Consider the following 20,775-nt stretch of genomic DNA (forward strand, 5'->3'; position numbering starts at 1 on the left):
AAAAGCTGCCCCGGCAAACCAGGGCAGCCCTACCACTTGACTAGCCTTTAACGGGCGTCATCGAAGTGGTCGCGCATGAAGTCCCGAACGGTCTTGAGCAAGATCAAAATCCGGGCGAGCCTCCAGACACGGCTCAGCGCATCAAGCAATCGCTTCATGTGCATTGGCCTCCGTGTTGGCGGGCCAATCTTCCAGCATCTAACCGGTACTTCGATGCCTTCGAAAGCTGTGTAGAGCGTTCAGTGAAGTGGCCAGGTTAATGGCCCTTCGAAGAAGTCACCGGCACGGTTCTCAGGCCATGTCGAAGGGGCCGGAAAGCAGAATTCTTCTCCTACCCGACCCATCACTGAATGGACTCTCACAGGAGCAGCTAGATGATACCCGGTCTACTTGACCGAGACTGTTAACTGCTTCGACACACTTGATGCCGGGTATTTCCGCACATTGACCCTGCTTCTGAAGGTGCCTATGATCACCTGACTGTGTAGAGCTTTCAGTGAAGCCTTGAAGCGAAGGATACTCAGTCCTTTTGCTCACACAAAAAAACCGCTCATCTCAGAGCGGTTTTTTTTGGCCTGCATTTCTACAGGCCCCAGCGTACCAAAAGGCCGATTCAGCCGATCAGTCCACCTTCTCGAACTTCAAATCCCACACCCCATGCCCCAGCCGCTCGCCGCGGCGTTCGAACTTGGTGATCGGGCGCTCTTCGGGGCGCGGTACGTAGGTACCGTCTGCTGCGCGGTTGCGGTAGCCCGGAGCAGCGCTCATCACTTCCAGCATGTACTCGGCATACGGCTCCCAGTCGGTGGCCATGTGGAACACGCCACCGGGCTTGAGCTTGCGCCGTACCAGCTCGGCGAACTCCAGCTGCACGATACGGCGCTTGTGGTGGCGCGCCTTGTGCCAAGGGTCGGGGAAGAACAGCATCAGGCGGTCGAGGCTGTTGTCGGCCACGCAGCGGTTCAACACTTCGATGGCATCGCAGTCATACACCCGCAGGTTCTTCAAACCCTGGGTCAGCACACCATTGAGCAGCGCACCAACACCGGGGCGGTGTACTTCCACACCAATGAAGTCCTGCTCCGGCGCGGCGGCGGCCATTTCCAGCAGGGAATGCCCCATACCGAAGCCGATCTCCAGGGTACGCGGCGCACAACGGCCGAATACCTGGTCGTAGTCCACCGGGCTGTCGGCCAACGGCAGGATGTACAGCGGGCCGCCTTGGTCCAGGCCGCGTTGCTGGCCTTCGGTCATACGCCCGGCACGCATCACGAAACTCTTGATGCGGCGGTGTGGGCGCTGGTCGCCGTCGGCGGCGATCGGCGTATCTTGCGAATCAGTCATCTGGGGCTCTTACTTGATCAGACCATCCAGCGGCGAAGAGGCGCTGGCATAGAGTTTTTTCGGCATCCGGCCGGCCAGGTAGGCCATGCGACCGGCGACGATGGCGTGCTTCATGGCTTCGGCCATCAACACCGGCTGCTGGGCGTGGGCAATGGCCGAGTTCATCAGCACCGCCTCGCAGCCCATTTCCATGGCGATGGTGGCGTCGGAAGCGGTGCCCACGCCGGCATCGACCAGCACCGGGACTTTCGATTCTTCCAGGATGATCTGCAGGTTGTACGGGTTGCAGATACCCAGGCCCGTGCCGATCAGGCCGGCCAACGGCATCACCGCGATGCAGCCCGCCTCAGCCAGCTGGCGGGCTATGATCGGGTCATCGCTGGTGTAGACCATCACGTCGAAACCATCCTTGACCAGCACTTCGGCGGCCTTGAGGGTTTCGATCACGTTGGGGAACAGGGTCTTCTGGTCCGCCAGCACTTCGAGCTTGACCAAGGTCCGCGACTCGTGGGACTTGTAGCCTTCCAGCAGCTCGCGGGCCAGGCGGCAGGTACGCACGGCCTCGGTGGCGTCGAAGCAGCCTGCGGTATTGGGCAGGATGGTGTACTTGTCGGGCGACAACACGTCGAGCAGGTTCGGCTCACCCGCGTTCTGGCCAAGGTTGGTCCGGCGCACGGCCACGGTGACGATCTCGGCACCCGAGGCCTCGGTGGCCAGGCGGGTCTCTTCCATGTCACGGTATTTGCCGGTGCCGACCAGCAGGCGCGACTGGAACGTGCGCCCGGCCAGAATGAAGGGCTTGTCGCTGCGAACGTTGCTCATCGTTGTTCCTCGGGAAAAGGTTGCAGGGCTTGCTTGTGAACCACCAGGCTGCTGTCAGCCGCCACCGATCGCGTGGACCACTTCGACCTGGTCGCCGTCGTTCAGCAGGGTGCTCTCGTGCTGGCTACGCGGCACGATATCCAGGTTCAGTTCCACGGCAATGCGGCGCCCACTGAGCTCCAGGCGCGTCAGCAGGGCTGCAACGCTCTCGCCGGCAGGCAGTTCGTAAGGTTCACCGTTCAGTTGAATGCGCATGCGCACGGCCACCATTATTCTTTGGGGCCCGCATTCTAGCGCCGAACCGCCCCGCAACCCAAGGGCGGTACGCGCCATGAGTCGCGATTGTGGACCAGCTGGTCAGCCCAGCCGCCAGGCCGCCAACCCAAGGCATAGCCAGCCGGCCAGGAAACACAGGCCGCCAATCGGGGTGATGATGCCCAGCTTGGTCAGGCCGCTGAGGGCCAGCAGGTACAGGCTGCCGGAGAACAGCGCGATACCCGCCGCAAACAGCCCACCGGCCCAGCCCACCAGGCGCCCAGGCAGGTGCGCCGAGAGCACGGCAACCGCAAGAATCGCCAGCGCATGCACCAGTTGGTAGGTCACGCCGGTGTGGAACACCGCCAGGTAGTCGGCCGTCAGCCGGTTTTTCAGGCCGTGGGCGGCGAAGGCACCCAGTGCGACTCCGGTAAAGCCGAAAAAGGCGGCAAGCATCAGGAAGCTGCGAAGCATGGGACGACTCCTTGGATCGGGTCTGTATAATGGCCCCTTCCACCCGTACGGCCAAGCCATCGTCATGCTGCCATCCCTTATTCGCCGCCTCTTCCGTGCCCTGCTCTGGTTCGCTGCCGGCAGCATCGTGCTGGTGCTGGTGTTCCGCTGGGTGCCCCCGCCCGGCACGGCGCTGATGGTCGAGCGCAAGGTGCAATCCTGGGTCAATGGCGAACCCATCGACCTGCAGCGCGAATGGGAGCCGTGGCAGAACATTTCCGATGAACTCAAGGTCGCGGTCATTGCCGGCGAGGACCAGAAATTTGCCAGCCACTGGGGCTTCGACATCCCGGCAATCCAGGCTGCGCTGGCCTACAACGAACGCGGTGGCAGCATCCGTGGCGCCAGCACCCTGACCCAGCAAGTGGCCAAGAACCTGTTCCTGTGGTCGGGGCGCAGCTGGTTCCGCAAAGGGCTGGAAGCCTGGTTCACGGCACTGATCGAACTGCTCTGGTCCAAGGAACGCATTCTCGAGGTTTACCTAAACAGCGCCGAGTGGGGCAAAGGCGTATTCGGGGCTCAGGCGGCGGCGCGCTATCACTTTGGTGTCGATGCCAGCCAGCTCACCCGCCAGCAGGCAGCGCAACTGGCCGCAGTATTGCCCAGCCCGATCAAGTGGAGTGCCAGCCGGCCGAGCGCCTACGTGGCAAGCCGTGCCGGGTGGATTCGCCGGCAAATGAGCCAGCTGGGTGGCCCCAGCTACCTAATGCAGCTCGACTCATCCAGAAAGCTTTGAATGCAGTGCCGACACAAATGAAAAAGCCGCTCGCTCCGTCGGAGCCAGCGGCTTTTCTGTACAACAAAGGCCCGATCAGGCTGCGATCAGTGCCTTGACCTTGTTCATCGCATTCTTCTCCAGCTGGCGAATCCGCTCAGCCGAAACGCTGTACTTGTCTGCCAGCTCATGCAGGGTGGCCTTCTCTTCAGCCAACCAGCGCTGGTAGAGAATGTCGCGGCTGCGCTCGTCCAGCCCTTGCAGCGCTTCGTGCAGGTTGCTGGTGGAGTTGTCGCTCCAGTCGGCATCCTCCAGTTGCACCGCCGGGTCGTACCGGTGGTCTTCCAGGTAATGCGCAGGGGACTGGAACGCGCTGTCGTCGTCAGCTTCCGCTGCCGGGTCGAACGCCATGTCCTGCCCGCTGAGGCGGCTTTCCATCTCGCGCACTTCACGCGGCTCGACGCCAAGGCTCTCCGCCACGCGTTGCACTTCGTCGTTGTTCAACCAGGCCAGGCGCTTCTTCTGGCTGCGCAGGTTGAAGAACAGCTTACGCTGGGCCTTGGTGGTGGCCACCTTGACGATGCGCCAGTTGCGCAGGATGAACTCGTGGATCTCGGCCTTGATCCAGTGCACGGCGAACGACACCAGGCGCACGCCCATTTCAGGGTTGAAGCGTTTGACGGCCTTCATCAGGCCAACGTTGCCTTCCTGAATCAGGTCAGCCTGGGCCAGCCCATAGCCAGCATAGCTACGGGCGATATGTACGACGAAACGCAGGTGGGCCATCACCATTTGACGAGCGGCCTCGACATCCTGCTGATAATAGAGACGCTCGCCCAGATCACGCTCCTGCTCGACCGTCAGCAGCGGGATGCTGTTGACCGTGTGCACATAGGCTTCCAGGTTTGCACCGGGTACCAAGGCATAGGCAGGTTGCAACGATGTGGTCATTCAAGAACCTCCGACTTACTAGACTCGCGCTTTTTGGGCGCTGCCAACATTGACCTGGGACGACGGTACAAGTTCCATCGTGAACAAAATGTCAATGCTGGCCTGTAAAAACTATCGCGGTGCCAGCTCGTTCAAGTGGCGGGCGACTGCAATCCATGCACCGATATACCCCAACAACACCGCTCCGATCAAGAGCGACAGCCCGTCGGACCCCGGCACGCCGCCCAGGGCGAAGTCACTGCCGTATAGCCCGGAAAGCCCTACCACCGCCTCGTTCAGCCAGTTCAGGCCAAACGCCAGGATCCCCCACGCCAGCAGCCCTGCACCCAGGCCATACAATGCGCCCATGTACAGGAAAGGCCGCCGTACGTAGGCGTCAGTGCCGCCGACCAGCTTGATCACTTCGATCTCGATGCGGCGGTTTTCGATATGTAGACGAATTGTGTTACCGATTACTAACAGCAGCGCGGAAATAAGCATCACCGCCAGACCGAAGACGAACCGGTCACCCAGCTTGAGGATCGCCGCCAGCCGCTCGACCCAGACCAGGTCCAGTTGCGCCACATCTACCCGCGGCAGCTCCGCAAGGCGCTGACGCAAGGCTTCAAGCGCGGGCTTGTCGACCTCGGTCGGGGTGACTACCACCACACCTGGCAGCGGGTTTTCCGGCAGTTCGCGCAAGGCCTCGCCCAGGCCGGACTGCTGCTGGAATTCCTCCAGCGCCTGCTCGCGGCTGACATACTGCGCGTCTGCCACGCCGGGCATGCCCTTGATCTCGTCACGCAGCGCCTCGCCATCACGGCTGCCGGCATCCAGCTTGAGGTACAGCGAAATCTGCGCCGCGCGCTGCCACGAACCGCCCAATTGCTCGACGTTCTTCAGCAACAACGACAGCCCCATCGGCATGCTCAGCGCGACGGCCATTACCAGGCAGGTGAAGAAGCTGCCGATCGGCTGCTTGCCCAGCCGGCGCAGGCTGTCAGCCAGGCTGGCACGGTGGCTTTCCAGCCAGGCATGCAACAACGTGCGCAAATCCGGGCCGTCATCGTCTTCGCCGCGTTTTTTCTTCGCCGGCTGCGGGTCGGCTGGCTTCGGCGCAACGCGCTCGGAAACCTTTGGCGTACGTGTAGTGCTCATTGCCCGGCCTCCCCATCGCCGATCAAGCGGCCGCGCTGCAAGGTCAGCATGCGGTGGCGCATGCGCGCAATCAGTGCCAGGTCGTGACTGGCGATCAAAACCGTAGTACCCAGGCGATTGATGTCCTCGAATACCCCCATGATCTCTGCGGCCAGCCGCGGGTCGAGGTTACCGGTGGGTTCATCGGCCAACAGCAGCGCTGGCTGGTGGACGATCGCCCGGGCAATCCCGACCCGCTGCTGCTGCCCGGTGGACAGGTCAGCCGGGAACAGCTCGCCCTTGTCGGCCAGGGACACGCGCTCCAGGGCGGAATCGACGCGCTTGGCGATCTCGGCCTTGGACAAGCCCAGAATCTGCAGCGGCAGGGCAATGTTGTTGAACACCGTGCGGTCGAACAACAGCTGGTGGTTCTGGAACACCACGCCGATCTGCCGGCGCAGGAACGGGATCTGGGCGTTACTTATCTGGCCCAGGTCCTGCCCGGCCAGCATCAGCTTGCCGCTGGTCGGGCGCTCCATGGCCAGCAGCAGGCGCAGCAAGGTGCTCTTGCCGGCCCCCGAGTGGCCGGTGACGAACAGGAATTCGCCCCGGCGCGCCCGGAAACTCAGCTCATGCAAACCGACATGACCATTGGGATAGCGCTTGGCAACCTGTTCGAATCGGATCATGGTCAGTCTCGCTCGGCGAACAGAGCCTTGACGAAAGGCTCCGCTTCGAAGGTGCGCAGGTCGTCGATGCCTTCGCCGACACCGATGAAGCGGATCGGCAACTTGAACTGCTTGGCCAAGGCGAAGATCACCCCGCCCTTGGCGGTGCCATCGAGCTTGGTCAGGGCCAGGCCGGTCAATTCGACACTCTGGTTGAAGTACTTGGCCTGACTGATGGCGTTCTGCCCGGTACCGGCGTCGAGCACCAGCAGCACCTCGTGCGGCGCCTCGGCGTCGAGCTTGCCGATCACCCGGCGCACCTTCTTCAGCTCCTCCATCAGGTTGTCCTTGGTGTGCAGGCGGCCGGCGGTGTCGGCGATCAGCACGTCCACGCCGCGGGCCTTGGCGGCCTGCACGGCGTCGAAAATGACCGATGCGGAGTCGGCGCCGGTGTGCTGGGCGATGACCGGAATCTGGTTACGCTCACCCCACACCTGCAACTGCTCGACCGCTGCGGCGCGGAAGGTATCGCCGGCGGCCAGCATCACCTTCTTGCCTTCCTGTTGCAGTTTTTTCGCCAGTTTGCCGATGGTGGTGGTCTTGCCGGCGCCGTTCACGCCTACCACCAGGATCACGTAGGGTTTGTTCTGCGCCTGCACTTTCAATGGCTGCTCGACCGGACGCAACAATGCCGCCAGCTCTTCCTGCAGCGACTTGTAAAGAGCGTCGGCATCGGCCAGTTGCTTGCGGGCGACTTTCTGGGTCAGGTTCTGGACGATGGTCGAGGTGGCCTCCACGCCCACATCGGCGGTCAGCAGGCGCGTTTCGATCTCGTCGAGCAAGTCGTCGTCGATGACTTTCTTGCCCAGGAACAGGCTGGCCATCCCCTCGCCAATGGAGGCGCTGGTCTTCGACAGGCCCTGCTTGAGGCGGGCAAAGAAGCCAGGCTTGGCCTGTTCGGCCGGCGCCGCCGGCGGCTCTGGCGCGACCTCGACGGCTGTAGCGGCCACGGCCGGTGGGGCCACCACCTCAGGTGCCGGGCGCTCGGGGATTACCGGTGGCGCTTTGGGTTCCAGGTCCGGCACCAGCGCTACCGGCTCTTCAGCCACCGGCAGTACCAGGTTGCTGACCGGCGCAGGCTCGGTAGGGGCGACGTCCACCAAAGCGGCCGGCACCGGCGCAGGTGCGACGGGTTGCGGAGCGGGCGCTACCGGCGGCGGGGAAACCAGCGGCTCGGGTTCAGCGACCGGCAACGGCTGCGCAGCGACCGGCGCCGGCGCTTCGGCTGCCGGGGCAGGCGCGAGCGCGTCAGGCTGCGGCGTTTCAGCAGCGGGGGCCTCGACCGGAGCGGCTACAGGTTGCTCGACAGCGGGGGCTTCACTGGCGGGAACGCCAGCGTCCACAGGTTGTTGCGGCTTCTTGCGAAACCAGCTGAACAGGCCTTTCTTTTCACCAGCCTCGGCCGGCGCTTTCTTGTCGTCGTTGGAACCAAACATGGAAGACGGCTATCTCAGGGTAGCGATGCGCCAGCTACGGCGGATCGGGAATTCTCTCTACGCAGAACAGACTATCTTGAAGCCGGCTGGTTCATGCGCAATGTTTTGTCTTAGTGTCCTGTGGGCCAGAACGGCGACAGGCATGGTCGCCAGGCAACCGGATCAGTATCCTAGCACCTCCTGGCCCGTCGACGCTAAACCCAGCGGGCCGCCGAACAGGTTAAACACCGTATGAATGCTCTAGCCCGCCGCGCCGCTGGCCTGTTGCTCGGCACGCTCTGCCTGCCGCTCGCGGCCTTCGCCGCCGATGTGCAACCCACCCACGAATTCATCCTCGACAACGGCCTCAAGGTCGTGGTTCGCGAAGACCACCGCGCCCCGGTGGTGGTCTCGCAGATCTGGTACAAGGTCGGTTCCAGCTACGAAACCCCGGGCCAGACCGGCCTGTCGCACGCCCTGGAGCACATGATGTTCAAGGGGAGCGCCAAGCTCGGCCCCGGCGAAGCCTCACGCGTGCTGCGCGACCTGGGGGCTGAAGAGAATGCCTTCACCAGCGACGACTACACCGCCTATTACCAGGTGCTGGCGCGTGACCGCCTGCCCGTAGCCCTGGAACTGGAGGCCGACCGCCTGGCCAGCCTGCGCTTGCCAGCCGACGAATTCAGCAAGGAAATCGAGGTCATCAAGGAAGAGCGCCGCCTGCGTACCGACGATCAGCCCACTGCAAAGGCCTTCGAGCTGTTCCGCGCCATGGCCTACCCTGCCAGCGGCTACCATACCCCGACCATCGGCTGGATGGCCGACCTGGAGCGCATGAAGGTCGAGGAACTGCGCCACTGGTACGAGTCCTGGTATGCCCCCAACAATGCCACCCTGGTGGTGGTCGGCGATGTCACCCCCGACGAGGTCAAAGGCCTGGCGCAGAAGTACTTCGGCAGCATCCCGAAGCGCACCGTGCCACCGGCCAAGCTGCCACTGGAACTCGCAGAACCCGGCCAGCGCCAGCTGACCCTGCACGTGCGCACCCAACTGCCGAGCCTGATCTACGGTTTCAACGTGCCCGGCCTGGCCACTGCCAAGGACCCCCGCACCGTACACGCCCTGCGCCTGATCTCGGCGCTGCTCGACGGCGGCTACAGCGCCCGCATGCCGGCGCGCCTGGAGCGTGGCCAGGAGCTGGTGGCCGGTGCTTCGTCCAGCTACAACGCCTTTACCCGTGGCGACAGCCTGTTCCTGATTTCGGCCACGCCGAACGTTCAGAAGCAGAAAACCCTGGCCGACGTCGAGAAGGGCGTGTGGCAACTGCTGGACGAACTCAAAACCACCCCGCCCAGCGCCGAAGAACTGGAGCGCGTACGCGCCCAGGTTATCGCCGGCCTGGTCTATGACCGCGACTCCATCAGCAGCCAGGCCACCACCATTGGCCAACTGGAAACCGTCGGCCTGTCCTGGAAGCTGATCGACAGCGAACTGGACGAGCTCAAGCGCGTTACCCCGCAGGACGTCCAGAACGCCGCGCGCACCTATTTCACCCGCGAACGCCTGAGCGTTGCCCATGTACTGCCCGAGGAGTCCGCTCATGAGTGATCGTCGCGCACCACGCCCAACCCTGTTGGCCACCGGTATCCGCGCCCTGGCGCTGGCAGCGGTGCTGGCTGCCCCGGCCCTGGCCGACAACGCCGCCAAGGCCGACAACACTGCGGCCCGGCCGGCCAACACCCTGCAGTCGCTGGCCGAGCTGGACGGCAAGGCGCCGAGCCGGCGCCAGCTGAACATCCAGCACTGGAACACCGCCGAAGGGGCCCGGGTGCTGTTCGTCGAGGCGCGCGAGCTGCCGATGTTCGACCTGCGCGTGACCTTTGCCGCCGGCAGCAGCCAGGACGGCGGCACGCCAGGCCTGGCTGCCTTGACCAACGCCATGCTCAACGAAGGCGTGGCCGGCAAGGACGTGACCGCCATCGCCGAAGGCTTCGAGAGCCTGGGTGCAGACTTTGGCAACGGCTCCTACCGTGACATGGCCGTGGCCTCGTTGCGCAGCCTCAGCGCCAAGGACAAGCGCGAGCCGGCGCTCAAGCTGTTCACCGAGGTCGCCGGCAAGCCGAGCTTCCCTGAAGACGCGCTCAAGCGCATCAAGAACCAGATGCTGGCCGGCTTCGAGTACGAGAAGCAGAACCCTGGCAAAATCGCTGGCAAAGCGCTGTTCGCCAACCTCTATGGCGACCACCCCTACGCCCACCCCAGCGACGGCACTGCCGAAAGCATCAACGGCATCGGCCTGGCCCAACTGCGTGCTTTCCATGCCAAGGCCTACACCGGTGGCAACGCCGTGATCGCCCTGGTCGGCGACCTCAGCCGCGCCGAAGCCGAAGCCATCGCCGCCCAGGTGTCCGCCGGGCTACCCAAAGGCCCGGCGCTGCCCGCGCCGGCGCAGCCGGCCGAAGCCAAGCCCGGCCTGACCCACATCGATTTCCCGTCCAAGCAGACCCACCTGATGCTGGCCGAGCTTGGTATCGACCGCCAGGACCCGGACTGGCCTGCACTGTCGCTGGGTAACCAGATCCTCGGCGGCGGTGCTTTCGGTACCCGGCTGATGAGCGAGGTGCGGGAAAAACGCGGCCTGACGTACGGCGTTTACTCGGTATTCAGCCCGATGCAGGTGCGCGGCCCGTTCATGATCAACCTGCAAACTCGTGCCGAACTCAGCGAGGGCACGCTCAAGCTGGTGCAGGGCATTCTGGCCGATTACCTCAAGACCGGCCCCACCCAGCAGGAGCTGGACGATGCCAAGCGCGAACTGGCCGGCAGCTTCCCGCTGTCCAATGCCAGCAATGCCAGCATCGTCGGCCAGCTGGGCGCCATCGGCTTCTACAATTTGCCGCTGACCTGGCTGGAGGACTTCATGCAGCAGTCCCAGGCCCTCACTGTCGAGCAGGTCAAGGCCGCCATGAACAAACACCTGTCAGCCGATAAACTGGTGATCGTCACCGTTGGCCCGAAAGTGCCACAGAAACCGCTGCCAGCACCCACTGACAAGCCCTCCGAGCAGCCGCTCGGGGTACCGGAGCACTAATGCCAAGATCCACCCCTCCCGCCCGCCCACAAACCGGGCAAAGCAAGGGCCAGGGCCACCTGCGCATCATCGCCGGCGAGTGGCGTAGCCGTCGCCTGGCGGTGCCGGAAGGTGAAGGCCTGCGGCCAACGCCCGACCGTGTGCGCGAAACCGTCTTCAACTGGCTGGCGCCCTATATCGAGGGCGCTCGGGTACTGGACGCCTTCACCGGCAGTGGCGCCCTTGTGCTCGAAGCCCTGTCCCGCGGCGCCGAAGACGCCGTGGCACTGGACAGCAACCCGGCGGCCATCGCCAACCTGAAAAACAACCTGGAAATCCTCCGCTGCCCGCGCGGGCAAATCCTGCAAACCGATGCCCTGCGCTACTTGCAGAACCCGGCCAAGCAGCAGTTCGACGTGGTGTTCCTCGACCCGCCATTCCACCAGGATCTGCTGGCCAACACCTGCAACCTGCTGGAGCAGCACCAGTGGCTCAGCGAGCAAGCCTGGGTCTACACCGAGAGCGAAGCAGCGCCATCGGCCCTGCAACTGCCCGGCAACTGGCGTTTGCATCGCGAGAAAAAAACCGGCCAGGTGTATTACGCGCTGTGGCAGCGGGGCTAACTATGTAGCGCTGCCTGCGGCGCCATTTCGCTGAAGCTGTTGCGGTTCACCCAACCGGAGCACTTCAGCGATGACTTCACCTGCGCCCGTCACCCTCGACCAGGTCTCGGCAGGATTGGCATCTGTGGTTTCAGCCGCCCCCTTGCCACTGCAGCACTTCACCCTGAGCAACGGTTTGTCCGTCTACCTGCGGCCAGACCACACCAGCCAGCTTGCCGCCGTGCAACTCTGGTATCACGTGGGTTCCAGCCATGAGCCCGCGGGCCACAGCAACCTGTCCCACCTCCTGGAACACCTGATTTTCGAAGGCAGCAGCAAACTTGCCGCCGGCCAGTACTCGCGAGTGATCGCCCGCCTGGGCGGCAACGCCAATGCCAGCACCCATGAAGAGGCGACGGCGTACGAGATAACGCTGCCGGTCGCTCGCCTGCCAATCGCGTTGGAGATCATGGCCGATGCCATGAACAGCGCAACCTTCGGCCAGGCAGAACTGGACCGGGAAAAGAAAGCCGTCGAGGACGAAAGGCGTCTCAAGTTCGACAACCACCCAGACCAACAGGCTTACGACCTTCACCTGGCGCTGGCCCATGGCGGCAATGCCTATGGGCAACCGAGCTTCGGTTCCCTGGCCGACCTTGCCGATATTGGACTGGAAACGCTGCGAACCTGGTATGCAACCTGGTACCGGCCCAACAACGCCACGCTGGTGGTGGTTGGCGGCATCGACCTGGCAACCCTGCGCACCCAGGTGGAGCAGTACTTCGCCAGCCTGCCGAACGCGCCAGTGCCGCAGCGCCCCGTACCACGGCAAGACCAGCCGTTGCAGGCGCGCACGCAAACCGTGAGCCTGCCCGGGTTACGCGAAGGTCTGTTCATGTCGTTCAACGTACCGAGCAGAGCCACCGCACCGGATGCAGCCACCGCCCCTGCCCTCAAGTTGATCCGCGAGGTGCTGGCCGAGGGTTTCAGCGCCAGGCTCTACAGTGACCTGGTACGGGACAAACGCCTGCTTACCGGCATCAGCATCACCTATGAGCCCCTGCTGCGGGGTGACACCCTGCTGACCCTGTCAGCGTACGTGAACAGTACGAACAGCACGCCAGAAGAGGCTGCACAAGCCGTTTGCCGACACCTGGAAGAACTGCGCATTAGCGCAGTGCCCCCCGCCGAGCTCGAACGCGCGAAACTGCGCATGCTTGCACGCCGCATGTTCGAAGACAGCCAGGTGCTCCAAGCCGAGCGAATCGGCGAGGCCGCCGCTGCCGGCATCGCCGCCGCGGTCATTGACCAAGAAATCCAGATCATCCGCGACCTCGACAGCCAACAGATACAGCAGGTGGCACTTGCCTACCTGGGGCGCGAGCGGTTGACCACCAGCTACCTTCAGCCAGGAGCAACAGCATGATCCAGGTACTCCCCCCGGCCCATTTGCCGCTGACCTGCAACGGCCCGGCTGACGACACCGCCTTGGCGGCCATGGCCAACCTGCACTCGGCCCGGGGTATCGACCTTGGCCACATCCCCGACCTGCAAGCCCACCCTGAGCACTGGCAAACGGCAGAAGGCACCCGCGTCAGCTTCCTCGCACGCCACGACCGGCCCACGTTCGACCTGGCGTTACGCTTTCGCGCAGGCAGCGTACTCGACGGCGCCCACCCTGGGCTGGCGGCACTTGTGCTGTACAGCCTCGACCAAGGTACCGGGCAACTCGACGCCACGCGGTTCGCCGAGGAAGTGGCCGGTTTTGGCGCCATATTGGGCAGAAGGATCAGCGACGACAGCGCGCTTGTCACGCTACGCGCCCTGAGCCTGCCGGCACTGCGCGACAGTGTGATGCAATTGCTGACCGAGATGCTGGCCCGCCCGGCATTGCGAGCGGGCGATGTGGCCAAAATAGGCGAACGGCTCGTATTCAGCCAGGCCAGGTATGGCAACCATCCGCTCCTGCGGATTACCAAGGCGGCCACCGCGCATATTTTCAGCGGCCACCCCTACGCGTCCACCCTGACGGCCCAAACCATCGCCAGCATTGACGATGACCAGATCCGGGCGTTTCACCAGCAGGCGTATTCGGCCAACAACCTCGACATCGGCCTGGTGGGCAACCTGACCCGAGAGGAAGCACGGCAGCTTGTCGACGACCTGGTACGGGCCCTGCCGCAAGGCTGGGCGGCGCAACGCACGCCATCGGTTCCCGACTACCAGGCATTGGACCTGAATCTCGCTGCGGCCAGCAGTACCACCCAAGCAACGCTCACCCTTGCAACGAACGTATCGGCCCAGGATCCGGTATTCCCAGCCCTGTATCTGCTCAACGCAATCCTGGGCAGTAGCTATGAGTCGCGCCTTACCCAGGAATTGCGCACCCTGCGCAACCTCACCTACGCCATCTCCTGCGACCTGAGGCCGCTGGATGCCGCCAGCCAGTTGCAGATCCACTGGGATATCGCCCCCCAGTACCGGGATGCCTCTGGCGCGCTGGTGTCGGCGATTCTGGCATGCCTGCGTGAACACGGCCCCAGCCAGGCCGAATGCGACATGGCGGTCAACCAGATCGCCGGTAAACTGCACGACAGCCTGGCAGACAACGCGAGAATGGCCCAGGCCTTGGCCACCTACAGCCACCAGGGCTTGGCGCCAGACCACCTGGGCACCTTCCTCGCTAGACTGTCGGCGCTTACGCCTGCCAATCTGCGTGAAGCGGCGCAAGTCTGGTTGCAGGCCCCACAGGTATTCGTCACCAGCGGCCCGGTTACCGAGCAGTTGCCTTTACCCAAACCGACCGCGCTCGACCAATAGCGCAGGTACAAAGGCGCTGTTTCGTGGCACTCTAGGCCGGCACATCACGAGTCGCCCAGCATGCCTAGCCTCAGCGCCCCTTTCCGTCCGGCCATCGGCCTGTCCAACCCGCATCTGCAAACATTGTGGGGCCCCCTGTGGCGCAAGCTGCCAGCGCTTGCGCGCAACCGCGAGCGCCTGTGGCTGGCTGATGGCGACTTCATCGACCTGGACTGGCATGGCCCGCACCAGCCGCAGGCGCCGCTGGTACTGGTGTTGCACGGGCTGACCGGTTCCTCTGACTCACCCTATGTGAAGGGCTTGCAGCAAACCCTGCAAGCGCGGGGCTGGGCCAGCGTGGCGGTGAACTGGCGCGGCTGCTCGGGCGAACCCAACCTGTTGCCCCGAAGCTATCACTCCGGCGCCAGCGAAGACCTGGCGGAAATCATCGGCCACGTGCGCGCCCAGCGCCCACTGGCACCGCTGTATGCGGTGGGTTATTCGCTGGGCGGCAATGTGTTGTTGAAGTACCTGGGTGAAAGCGGCGTCGCCAGCCAGCTGGAGGCTGCGGTAGCAGTCTCGGTACCGTTTCGGCTGGACCACTGCGCAGACCGCATCGGCCAGGGATTCTCCAAGGTGTACCAGGCGCACTTCATGCGCGAAATGCTGGCGTATGTACAACTCAAGCAGCGGCACTTCCATGCCCAGGGCCAGCATGACCGGTTGGCCGAACTCGAACGCCTGGGCCAGCTGAGCAACCTGCGCACATTCTGGGAGTTCGACGGCAAGGTCACGGCCCCCCTGAACGGTTTTCGCGATGTACACGACTACTATCGCCGCTCATCGAGCCACTTCTTTCTTGGCCAGAACCGCACGCCAACGCTGATCATTCAGTCCAGTGACGACCCGTTCGTGTCCAGCCACAGCTTGCCGACCGCGCGGGAACTGGCCCCGCAGACCCGTTTCGAGCTGCACCGCCGCGGCGGCCATGTGGGCTTTGTCGATGGCAGCCTGCGCAGGCCCGGGTACTACCTGGAACGGCGGATTCCGCAGTGGCTGGTGGAGGGCCAGTAACGCGCTCCATGCCAGACGTACCTAGTCGCCAGTGGCCACCCCATGCTCCGGATCAGTGATCCACTCACTCCACGACCCGGCATACAGCTTGCCCAGCGGGTAACCTGCCAGCGCCAGCGCAAACAGGTTGTGACACGCCGTCACCCCCGAGCCGCAATAAGACACCACGTGCTCCGGTGCCCGCCCGGCCAGCTTTTCGGCAAAGCGCTGCCTGAGCTGATCGGCCGGCAAAAAGCGCCCGTCAGGCCCCAAGTTGTCAGTAAACGCCGCGCACTGCGCGCCGGGGATATGCCCTGCCACCGGGTCGATGGGCTCCGCCTCGCCGCGAAAGCGCGGCAACGCTCGCGCATCGAGCAGGGTCAGGTCCGCGTTGCCCAGGCGCTTGGCCAGGTGGTCGGCATCGATCAGCAGCGCGGGGTCTGGCTCGCCGCTGAATGTGCCTTGGCGCTTGGATGCAGGGTCCAGGCTCAGGGGCAGGTGCGCTGCATGCCAGGCCTTCAGGCCACCGTCGAGAATGGCCACGCCGCTGCGCTTGCCCAACCAGACCAGCAGCCACCAGGCACGGGCAGCAAAGGCGCCGGGGCCGTCGTCGTACAGCACCACTTCGCTGTCGTTGTCCACACCCCACTCACGCAAGCGCTCGACCAGCCGCTGAGCATCGGGCAACGGGTGGCGCCCGGTACGCCCCTTGCTCACCGGCCCGCTGAGATCGCGGTCGAGGTCGGCAAAATGTGCACCGGCTATGTGCCCTTGCGCATAGCTGCGTTGGCCATAGTCGACATCTTCAAGGGCAAAGCGGCAGTCGAGGATCACCGATTTGGGCGAGCCCAGACGCTCGGCCAATTGTTGCGGGGTGATCAATTGCGCAAGGGGCATGACAATCTCCTGATCAATGACACAAAGCAATGACACTGGCGCCCCGGGCTACAGCTCCAGGGCCTGGTGGAACGGTACCTGAAATTCCTGGCACAGCGCGTCCACCGCGTGGCGGGCACTGTCGGTGACGAAACCCAGCTCCAGCACCAGTACCTGGTAGACGCCGCGCATGAAGGCTTCTTCACCCAGGTGCGCGGAGTGCTCGCGGGTGGTGCTGAGAAAACGTACCCACGAGGTCAGCACGATCCAGGCGTTGATGGTCAGCGATTCGATCTGCGCCGGCGCCATGGCCAGGATGCCAGCCTCGACAAAGCCGCGATAGATCGCCTGGCCCTGGCGCAGGCAGCGCTCGGAAAAACGCCGGTAGCGCGCGGCCAGTTCGGCATCGCTGTCCAGCAGATGCTCCAGGTCGCGGTGCAGGAAGCGGTAGTTCCACATCGCCGCCAATAGCGCCTTGAGGTAGAACCGCTTGTCATCCACGGTCGCCGCACGCCCTTGCGGCGGGCGCAGGAAACTGTCCACCAATTCTTCGTACTGGCTGAACAACACCGCGATGATCGCCTGCTTGTTAGGGAAGTGGTAATACAGGTTGCCAGGCGAAATTTCCATGTGTGCGGCAATGTGGTTGGTACTGACGCTTCTCTCGCCCTGCTGGTTGAACAGCTCCAGGCTGTTCTGCACGATGCGCTCTCGGGTCTTCATGCGCGGGGCCATGCTCAAGCTCCCAGTCTGCAGGCTTTGATGAAGGTTTATCTTACGGCGATTCACCCGGCTGATACACCGGTCTGTGCAAGGGTAATACTCGCGCCAAAGCAAAAGTTAGAGTATAGACTCTATAAACCTGAAGCTCAGCCAGGAGACTGCCGTGACCTCGCCCATCGCCCTGCCTAACGTGCACGCTCTGGAGGCAACATTCAGCGCCCAGCGCCAGGCGTTCGCCGGCAACCCTCTGCCACCGGCAACACAACGGCGGCAGTGGCTGAAAAGCTTGCGCGAGGCCCTGCTGGCCAACCAGCAGCAGCTGATCGCAGCAATCGATGCCGACTTCAGCGGGCGCAGCGCCGATGAAACGTTGCTGGCCGAGCTACTGCCCTCGGTGCAGGGCATACGTCATGCCGAGCGCCACCTGCAACGCTGGATGCGCCCATCCAGGCGGGCCGTGGGGCTGGCATTCCAGCCTGCCAGCGCGCGGGTGCTTTACCAGCCGCTAGGCGTTGTAGGCATCATCGTGCCGTGGAATTACCCGTTGTTTCTCGCCATCGGCCCGCTCACCTGTGCCCTGGCCGCTGGCAACCGGGTCATGCTCAAGCTCAGCGAGGCCACCCCGGCTACTGGCCAAGCCCTACAAGCCCTGCTGCAACGGGTGTTTCCGGAAGACCTGGTCAGTGTAGTGCTTGGCGAGGTCGAGGTCGGCCAGGCGTTCGCTCGCCTGCCGTTCGATCATTTGCTGTTCACCGGTGCCACCAGCATAGGCCGCCAGGTCATGCTGGCGGCCGCGCAAAACCTAACGCCGGTGACCCTGGAACTGGGCGGCAAATCCCCGGCCATCGTATCGGCCAGCGTACCGTTGAAAACAGCCGCCGAGCGCATCGCCTTCGGCAAGACGCTCAACGCCGGCCAGACCTGCGTCGCCCCCGACTACGTGCTGGTGCCGCGCGAGCGCCTGAATGCTTTCGCCGATGCCTACGGCACCGCCGTACGGCGCATGTACCCTCGCATTGCCGACAACCCTGACTACAGCGCCATCATCAATCCCCGGCAACTGGCACGCCTTGAGCACTTGCTGCAGGACGCGCGCGGCAAAGGTGCGCAGGTGACCGACCTGTACGCCCACGAGAAACGCCAGGGGCGGCGCCTGCCGCCACACGTGCTGACCAAGGTGAACGACACCATGCAGGTCATGCAGGACGAAATATTCGGCCCGCTGCTGCCGCTGGTGCCCTACGACACGCTCGATGACGCACTGGCCTACATCAACCAGCGCCCGCGGCCCTTGGCGTTGTACTACTTCGGCTACGACGGCGGCGAACAGCAACAGGTGTTGCAACACAGCCATTCCGGCGGGGTATGCCTGAACGATACCTTGCTGCATGTGGCTCAGGACGACCTGCCGTTCGGTGGCATAGGCCCCTCGGGCATGGGGCACTATCACGGCCATGAAGGCTTCCTGACCTTCAGCAAGGCCAAGGCGGTACTGGCCAAGCAACGCTTCAACGCCGCACGGCTGATTTACCCGCCTTACGGCAAAGCCCTGCAGCGCCTGGTCTACAAGTTGTTCATCCGCTGAGGCCCGGGCCATGCACCGTCGCGACCTGCTACGTTTCAGCGTTGCCGCAAGCACCTTCCTGGCCGGTGCCAGCCTGGTGGGCTGCAGCGCACAAACGGCCGCGCCGGGGTTTCAGGCGCTGCGCCACGATGACCTGCCACTGTTGCGCGCGCTGATACCGGTGGTGCTCAGCGGCACGCTGGCCACCGATACGCTGGTACTGCGCAGCCTCGATTACAAGCTGGCAGCGCTGTCGCCGGAGATGCTCAAACTCACCCGGCAATTGTTCGACGTGCTCAGCCTGCCGCTGACCCGCGGCCCACTGACCGGCATCTGGGGTGCCTGGGCCCAGGCCGCGCCCGCCCAGGTCGAGGCTTTCCTGCAGCGCTGGCAGGGCAGCTCGCTGAACCTGCTGCGCATGGGCCATGCCTCGCTGCTGCAACTGCTGCAAATGGCCTGGTACGAGCGCCCCGAGTCCTGGGCCGCCTGCGGTTACCCCGGCCCACCGAAAATCTGAACACGACAAGAGCATCGCCAATGCCTGTGCCTGACCCGTTTCGCCAAGGCCTCGACCGCGGGTGGAACACCCACGACGCCTCACGCCTGGAACACGACCTGCAACTGCACGCCGATATCGCCGTGATCGGCAGCGGTGCCGGCGGCGCCACCAGCGCACAGCTGCTCAGCGCCGCGGGCTTCAAGGTATTGCTGATCGAAGAAGGCCCGTTGAAGACCAGCAGCGACTTCAAGCTGCTGGAGCACGAAGCCTATGCCAGCCTCTATCAGGAGGGCCTGGGACGCATGAGCAAGGATGGCGCCATTACCATCCTGCAAGGCCGTGCCGTAGGCGGCACCACGCTGGTGAACTGGACGTCGAGCTTTCGCACCCCGCCGCAGACCCTGGCGCACTGGGCCTCGGCCCATGGCGTACAAGGGCTCGGCGAAGATGAGCTGCGCCCTTGGTTCGAGCGCATGGAGCTGGAGCTGGGTATCACACCCTGGGCCATGCCACCGAATGCCAACAACGACGTGCTGCGCCGTGGCTGCGAACAACTGGGTTATCGCTGGGCAGTCATCCCGCGCAACGTGCGCGGCTGCTGGAACCTGGGTTACTGCGGCATGGGTTGCCCGGTGAATGCCAAGCAATCGATGCTGGTGACGCGCATTCCCGCCACCCTCGAACAAGGCGGCGAGCTGCTTTACCTGGCCCGGGCCGAGCGCTTCAGCCACAACGGCGAGCGCATCCAACACCTGACCTGCCAGGCCCTGGATACGCAAGGCATCCTACCGACAGGTCGGCAAGTGACAGTACACGCGCGCCATTACATCCTCGCAGGCGGCGGCATCAACAGCCCGGCCCTGCTGCTGCGCTCCAACGCCCCTGACCCGTATGGCCGCCTGGGCAAACGCACCTTCCTGCACCTAGTCAACTTCAGCGCCGCACGCTTCAACGAACGCATCGACCCCTACTACGGCGCGCCGCAGTCGATCTACAGCGACCATTTCCAGTGGCAGCACGGCACAGAGGGGCCGGTAGGCTACAAGCTTGAAGTACCGCCGCTGCACCCGGCCTTGGCCAGCACCCTGCTGGGTGGCCATGGCCAGGACAATGCCCGACGCATGGCCGAATTGCCCAACACCCATGTCATGCTGGCCTTGCTGCGCGACGGGTTTCACCCGCAAAGCCAGGGCGGCAGCCTTGAACTGCGCGGTGACGGCTCCCCCGTGCTCGATTACCCGGTCAGCGACTACCTGCGTGACGGCTTGCGGCGCGCCTACCGCAGCATGGCGCAGGTCCAGTTCGCCGCCGGCGCGGTCGAGGTAACCCCGGTGCACAGCGATGCCAGCGGCGCTGCCAGCCTGGAACAGGCCTTGGCCATGATCGACCGTCTACCGCTGGAGCCCTTCCGTGCGCGCCTGGGCAGCGCCCATGTGATGGGTGGCTGCGCCATGGGCGAAGACCCGCGCCAGGCGGTGTGCGACAGCCTGGGGCGCCATCACCAGCTGGAAAACCTGTCGGTTCACGACGGCTCGCTGTTCCCCACCAGCATCGGCGCCAACCCACAGCTGTCGGTGTATGCCATCAGCGCCAGGCTCAGTGAAGCGTTGGCTACCCGCCTGGCACACAACGCATGACAACGAATACATGCCCTGTCTATAGTGCCATCAGCCGGCCGCATGACTTGGCCGGGGCGCCGTCGCTGCGCTACCATCCGACTCCCCAACGCA

General features: G+C 64.1%; 20 protein-coding genes. 10 read left to right on the forward strand and 10 right to left on the reverse strand.

Annotated features, from left to right (window positions below):
* Nucleotides 1–621: 621 nt before the first annotated feature.
* The 4 genes from trmB to ACF8SD_RS18165 form a co-directional block, all read right to left on the reverse strand.
* Nucleotides 622–1,344: a tRNA (guanosine(46)-N7)-methyltransferase TrmB gene (trmB, locus tag ACF8SD_RS18150; RefSeq protein WP_009684922.1), complete on the reverse strand. Its 723-nt coding sequence runs from the start codon at nt 1,342–1,344 to the stop codon at nt 622–624.
* A 9-nt stretch (nt 1,345–1,353) separates the two neighbouring features.
* Complete coding sequence (locus tag ACF8SD_RS18155; RefSeq protein WP_173891428.1) at nt 1,354–2,166, reverse strand: thiazole synthase; 813 nt, start codon at nt 2,164–2,166, stop codon at nt 1,354–1,356.
* A gap of 54 nt (nt 2,167–2,220) precedes the next feature.
* Entirely contained in the window at nt 2,221–2,421 is a 201-nt protein-coding gene (thiS, locus tag ACF8SD_RS18160) for a sulfur carrier protein ThiS (protein ID WP_009684920.1), read from the reverse strand.
* A 102-nt stretch (nt 2,422–2,523) separates the two neighbouring features.
* A complete protein-coding gene (locus ACF8SD_RS18165; RefSeq protein ID WP_173891429.1) occupies nt 2,524–2,895 on the reverse strand; it encodes a DUF423 domain-containing protein in 372 nt (123 codons plus the stop codon).
* A 64-nt stretch (nt 2,896–2,959) separates the two neighbouring features.
* Here ACF8SD_RS18165 and mtgA point away from each other — a divergent pair, with 64 nt between their 5' ends.
* A complete protein-coding gene (gene mtgA, locus ACF8SD_RS18170) occupies nt 2,960–3,670 on the forward strand; it encodes a monofunctional biosynthetic peptidoglycan transglycosylase (RefSeq protein WP_173891430.1) in 711 nt (236 codons plus the stop codon).
* 75 nt (nt 3,671–3,745) lie between these two features.
* Here mtgA and rpoH read toward each other — a convergent pair whose 3' ends face one another.
* The 4 genes from rpoH to ftsY form a co-directional block, all read right to left on the reverse strand.
* Nucleotides 3,746–4,600, reverse strand: coding sequence for an RNA polymerase sigma factor RpoH (gene rpoH, locus ACF8SD_RS18175; RefSeq protein WP_173891431.1), 855 nt, complete (start codon nt 4,598–4,600; stop codon nt 3,746–3,748).
* A gap of 111 nt (nt 4,601–4,711) precedes the next feature.
* On the reverse strand, nt 4,712–5,737 hold the full coding sequence (gene ftsX, locus ACF8SD_RS18180) for a permease-like cell division protein FtsX (RefSeq protein WP_173891432.1): 1,026 nt from the start codon (nt 5,735–5,737) through the stop codon (nt 4,712–4,714).
* Nucleotides 5,734–6,405, reverse strand: coding sequence for a cell division ATP-binding protein FtsE (gene ftsE, locus ACF8SD_RS18185; RefSeq protein ID WP_009684915.1), 672 nt, complete (start codon nt 6,403–6,405; stop codon nt 5,734–5,736). Before ftsE ends, ftsX begins: the two co-directional genes overlap by 4 nt.
* Before the next feature lie 2 nt (nt 6,406–6,407).
* The gene (gene ftsY / locus ACF8SD_RS18190) at nt 6,408–7,880 is read right to left on the reverse strand and encodes a signal recognition particle-docking protein FtsY (protein ID WP_173891433.1); all 1,473 of its coding nucleotides are present in this window, start codon (nt 7,878–7,880) and stop codon (nt 6,408–6,410) included.
* Nucleotides 7,881–8,111: 231 nt separating this feature from the next.
* Between ftsY and ACF8SD_RS18195 the strand changes: the two genes are divergently transcribed.
* From ACF8SD_RS18195 to ACF8SD_RS18220, 6 genes are all read left to right on the forward strand, one after another.
* Nucleotides 8,112–9,467 carry a pitrilysin family protein gene (locus tag ACF8SD_RS18195; protein ID WP_173891434.1) on the forward strand — a complete coding sequence of 452 codons (1,356 nt, stop codon included), beginning with the start codon at nt 8,112–8,114 and terminating at the stop codon, nt 9,465–9,467.
* Nucleotides 9,460–10,950 (forward strand): pitrilysin family protein, encoded by a 1,491-nt coding sequence (locus tag ACF8SD_RS18200; RefSeq protein WP_110677663.1) that lies wholly within the window; start codon nt 9,460–9,462, stop codon nt 10,948–10,950. Before ACF8SD_RS18195 ends, ACF8SD_RS18200 begins: the two co-directional genes overlap by 8 nt.
* Nucleotides 10,950–11,552: a 16S rRNA (guanine(966)-N(2))-methyltransferase RsmD gene (rsmD, locus tag ACF8SD_RS18205; protein WP_197879519.1), complete on the forward strand. Its 603-nt coding sequence runs from the start codon at nt 10,950–10,952 to the stop codon at nt 11,550–11,552. The genes ACF8SD_RS18200 and rsmD overlap by 1 nt, the downstream gene beginning before the upstream one ends.
* A 70-nt stretch (nt 11,553–11,622) precedes the next feature.
* Nucleotides 11,623–12,957 carry a M16 family metallopeptidase gene (locus tag ACF8SD_RS18210; protein WP_392483508.1) on the forward strand — a complete coding sequence of 445 codons (1,335 nt, stop codon included), beginning with the start codon at nt 11,623–11,625 and terminating at the stop codon, nt 12,955–12,957.
* Nucleotides 12,954–14,351: a M16 family metallopeptidase gene (locus tag ACF8SD_RS18215; RefSeq protein ID WP_392483507.1), complete on the forward strand. Its 1,398-nt coding sequence runs from the start codon at nt 12,954–12,956 to the stop codon at nt 14,349–14,351. The genes ACF8SD_RS18210 and ACF8SD_RS18215 overlap by 4 nt, the downstream gene beginning before the upstream one ends.
* A gap of 60 nt (nt 14,352–14,411) precedes the next feature.
* Nucleotides 14,412–15,404 (forward strand): hydrolase, encoded by a 993-nt coding sequence (locus tag ACF8SD_RS18220; protein WP_392483506.1) that lies wholly within the window; start codon nt 14,412–14,414, stop codon nt 15,402–15,404.
* 21 nt (nt 15,405–15,425) lie between these two features.
* Here the strand turns inward: ACF8SD_RS18220 and ACF8SD_RS18225 are convergent, their stop codons facing one another.
* Nucleotides 15,426–16,280, reverse strand: coding sequence for a sulfurtransferase (locus ACF8SD_RS18225; protein ID WP_173891439.1), 855 nt, complete (start codon nt 16,278–16,280; stop codon nt 15,426–15,428).
* 48 nt (nt 16,281–16,328) lie between these two features.
* Entirely contained in the window at nt 16,329–16,994 is a 666-nt protein-coding gene (locus ACF8SD_RS18230) for a TetR/AcrR family transcriptional regulator (RefSeq protein WP_173891440.1), read from the reverse strand.
* Between the two features lie 151 nt (nt 16,995–17,145).
* Between ACF8SD_RS18230 and ACF8SD_RS18235 the strand changes: the two genes are divergently transcribed.
* The 3 genes from ACF8SD_RS18235 to ACF8SD_RS18245 are packed head-to-tail and all read left to right on the forward strand — an operon-like array spanning nt 17,146 to nt 20,682.
* Nucleotides 17,146–18,567, forward strand: a complete 1,422-nt coding sequence (locus tag ACF8SD_RS18235; RefSeq protein ID WP_173891441.1) for a coniferyl aldehyde dehydrogenase — start codon at nt 17,146–17,148, stop codon at nt 18,565–18,567.
* 10 nt (nt 18,568–18,577) lie between these two features.
* Nucleotides 18,578–19,063: a twin-arginine translocation pathway signal protein gene (locus ACF8SD_RS18240; RefSeq protein WP_115294992.1), complete on the forward strand. Its 486-nt coding sequence runs from the start codon at nt 18,578–18,580 to the stop codon at nt 19,061–19,063.
* Between the two features lie 20 nt (nt 19,064–19,083).
* Nucleotides 19,084–20,682 carry a GMC family oxidoreductase N-terminal domain-containing protein gene (locus tag ACF8SD_RS18245; RefSeq protein ID WP_392483505.1) on the forward strand — a complete coding sequence of 533 codons (1,599 nt, stop codon included), beginning with the start codon at nt 19,084–19,086 and terminating at the stop codon, nt 20,680–20,682.
* Nucleotides 20,683–20,775: the final 93 nt, after the last annotated feature.

The sequence above is a fragment of the Pseudomonas sp. CJQ_9 genome, assembly GCF_043106615.1.
Classification (GTDB): Bacteria; Pseudomonadota; Gammaproteobacteria; order Pseudomonadales; family Pseudomonadaceae; genus Aquipseudomonas; species Aquipseudomonas juntendi.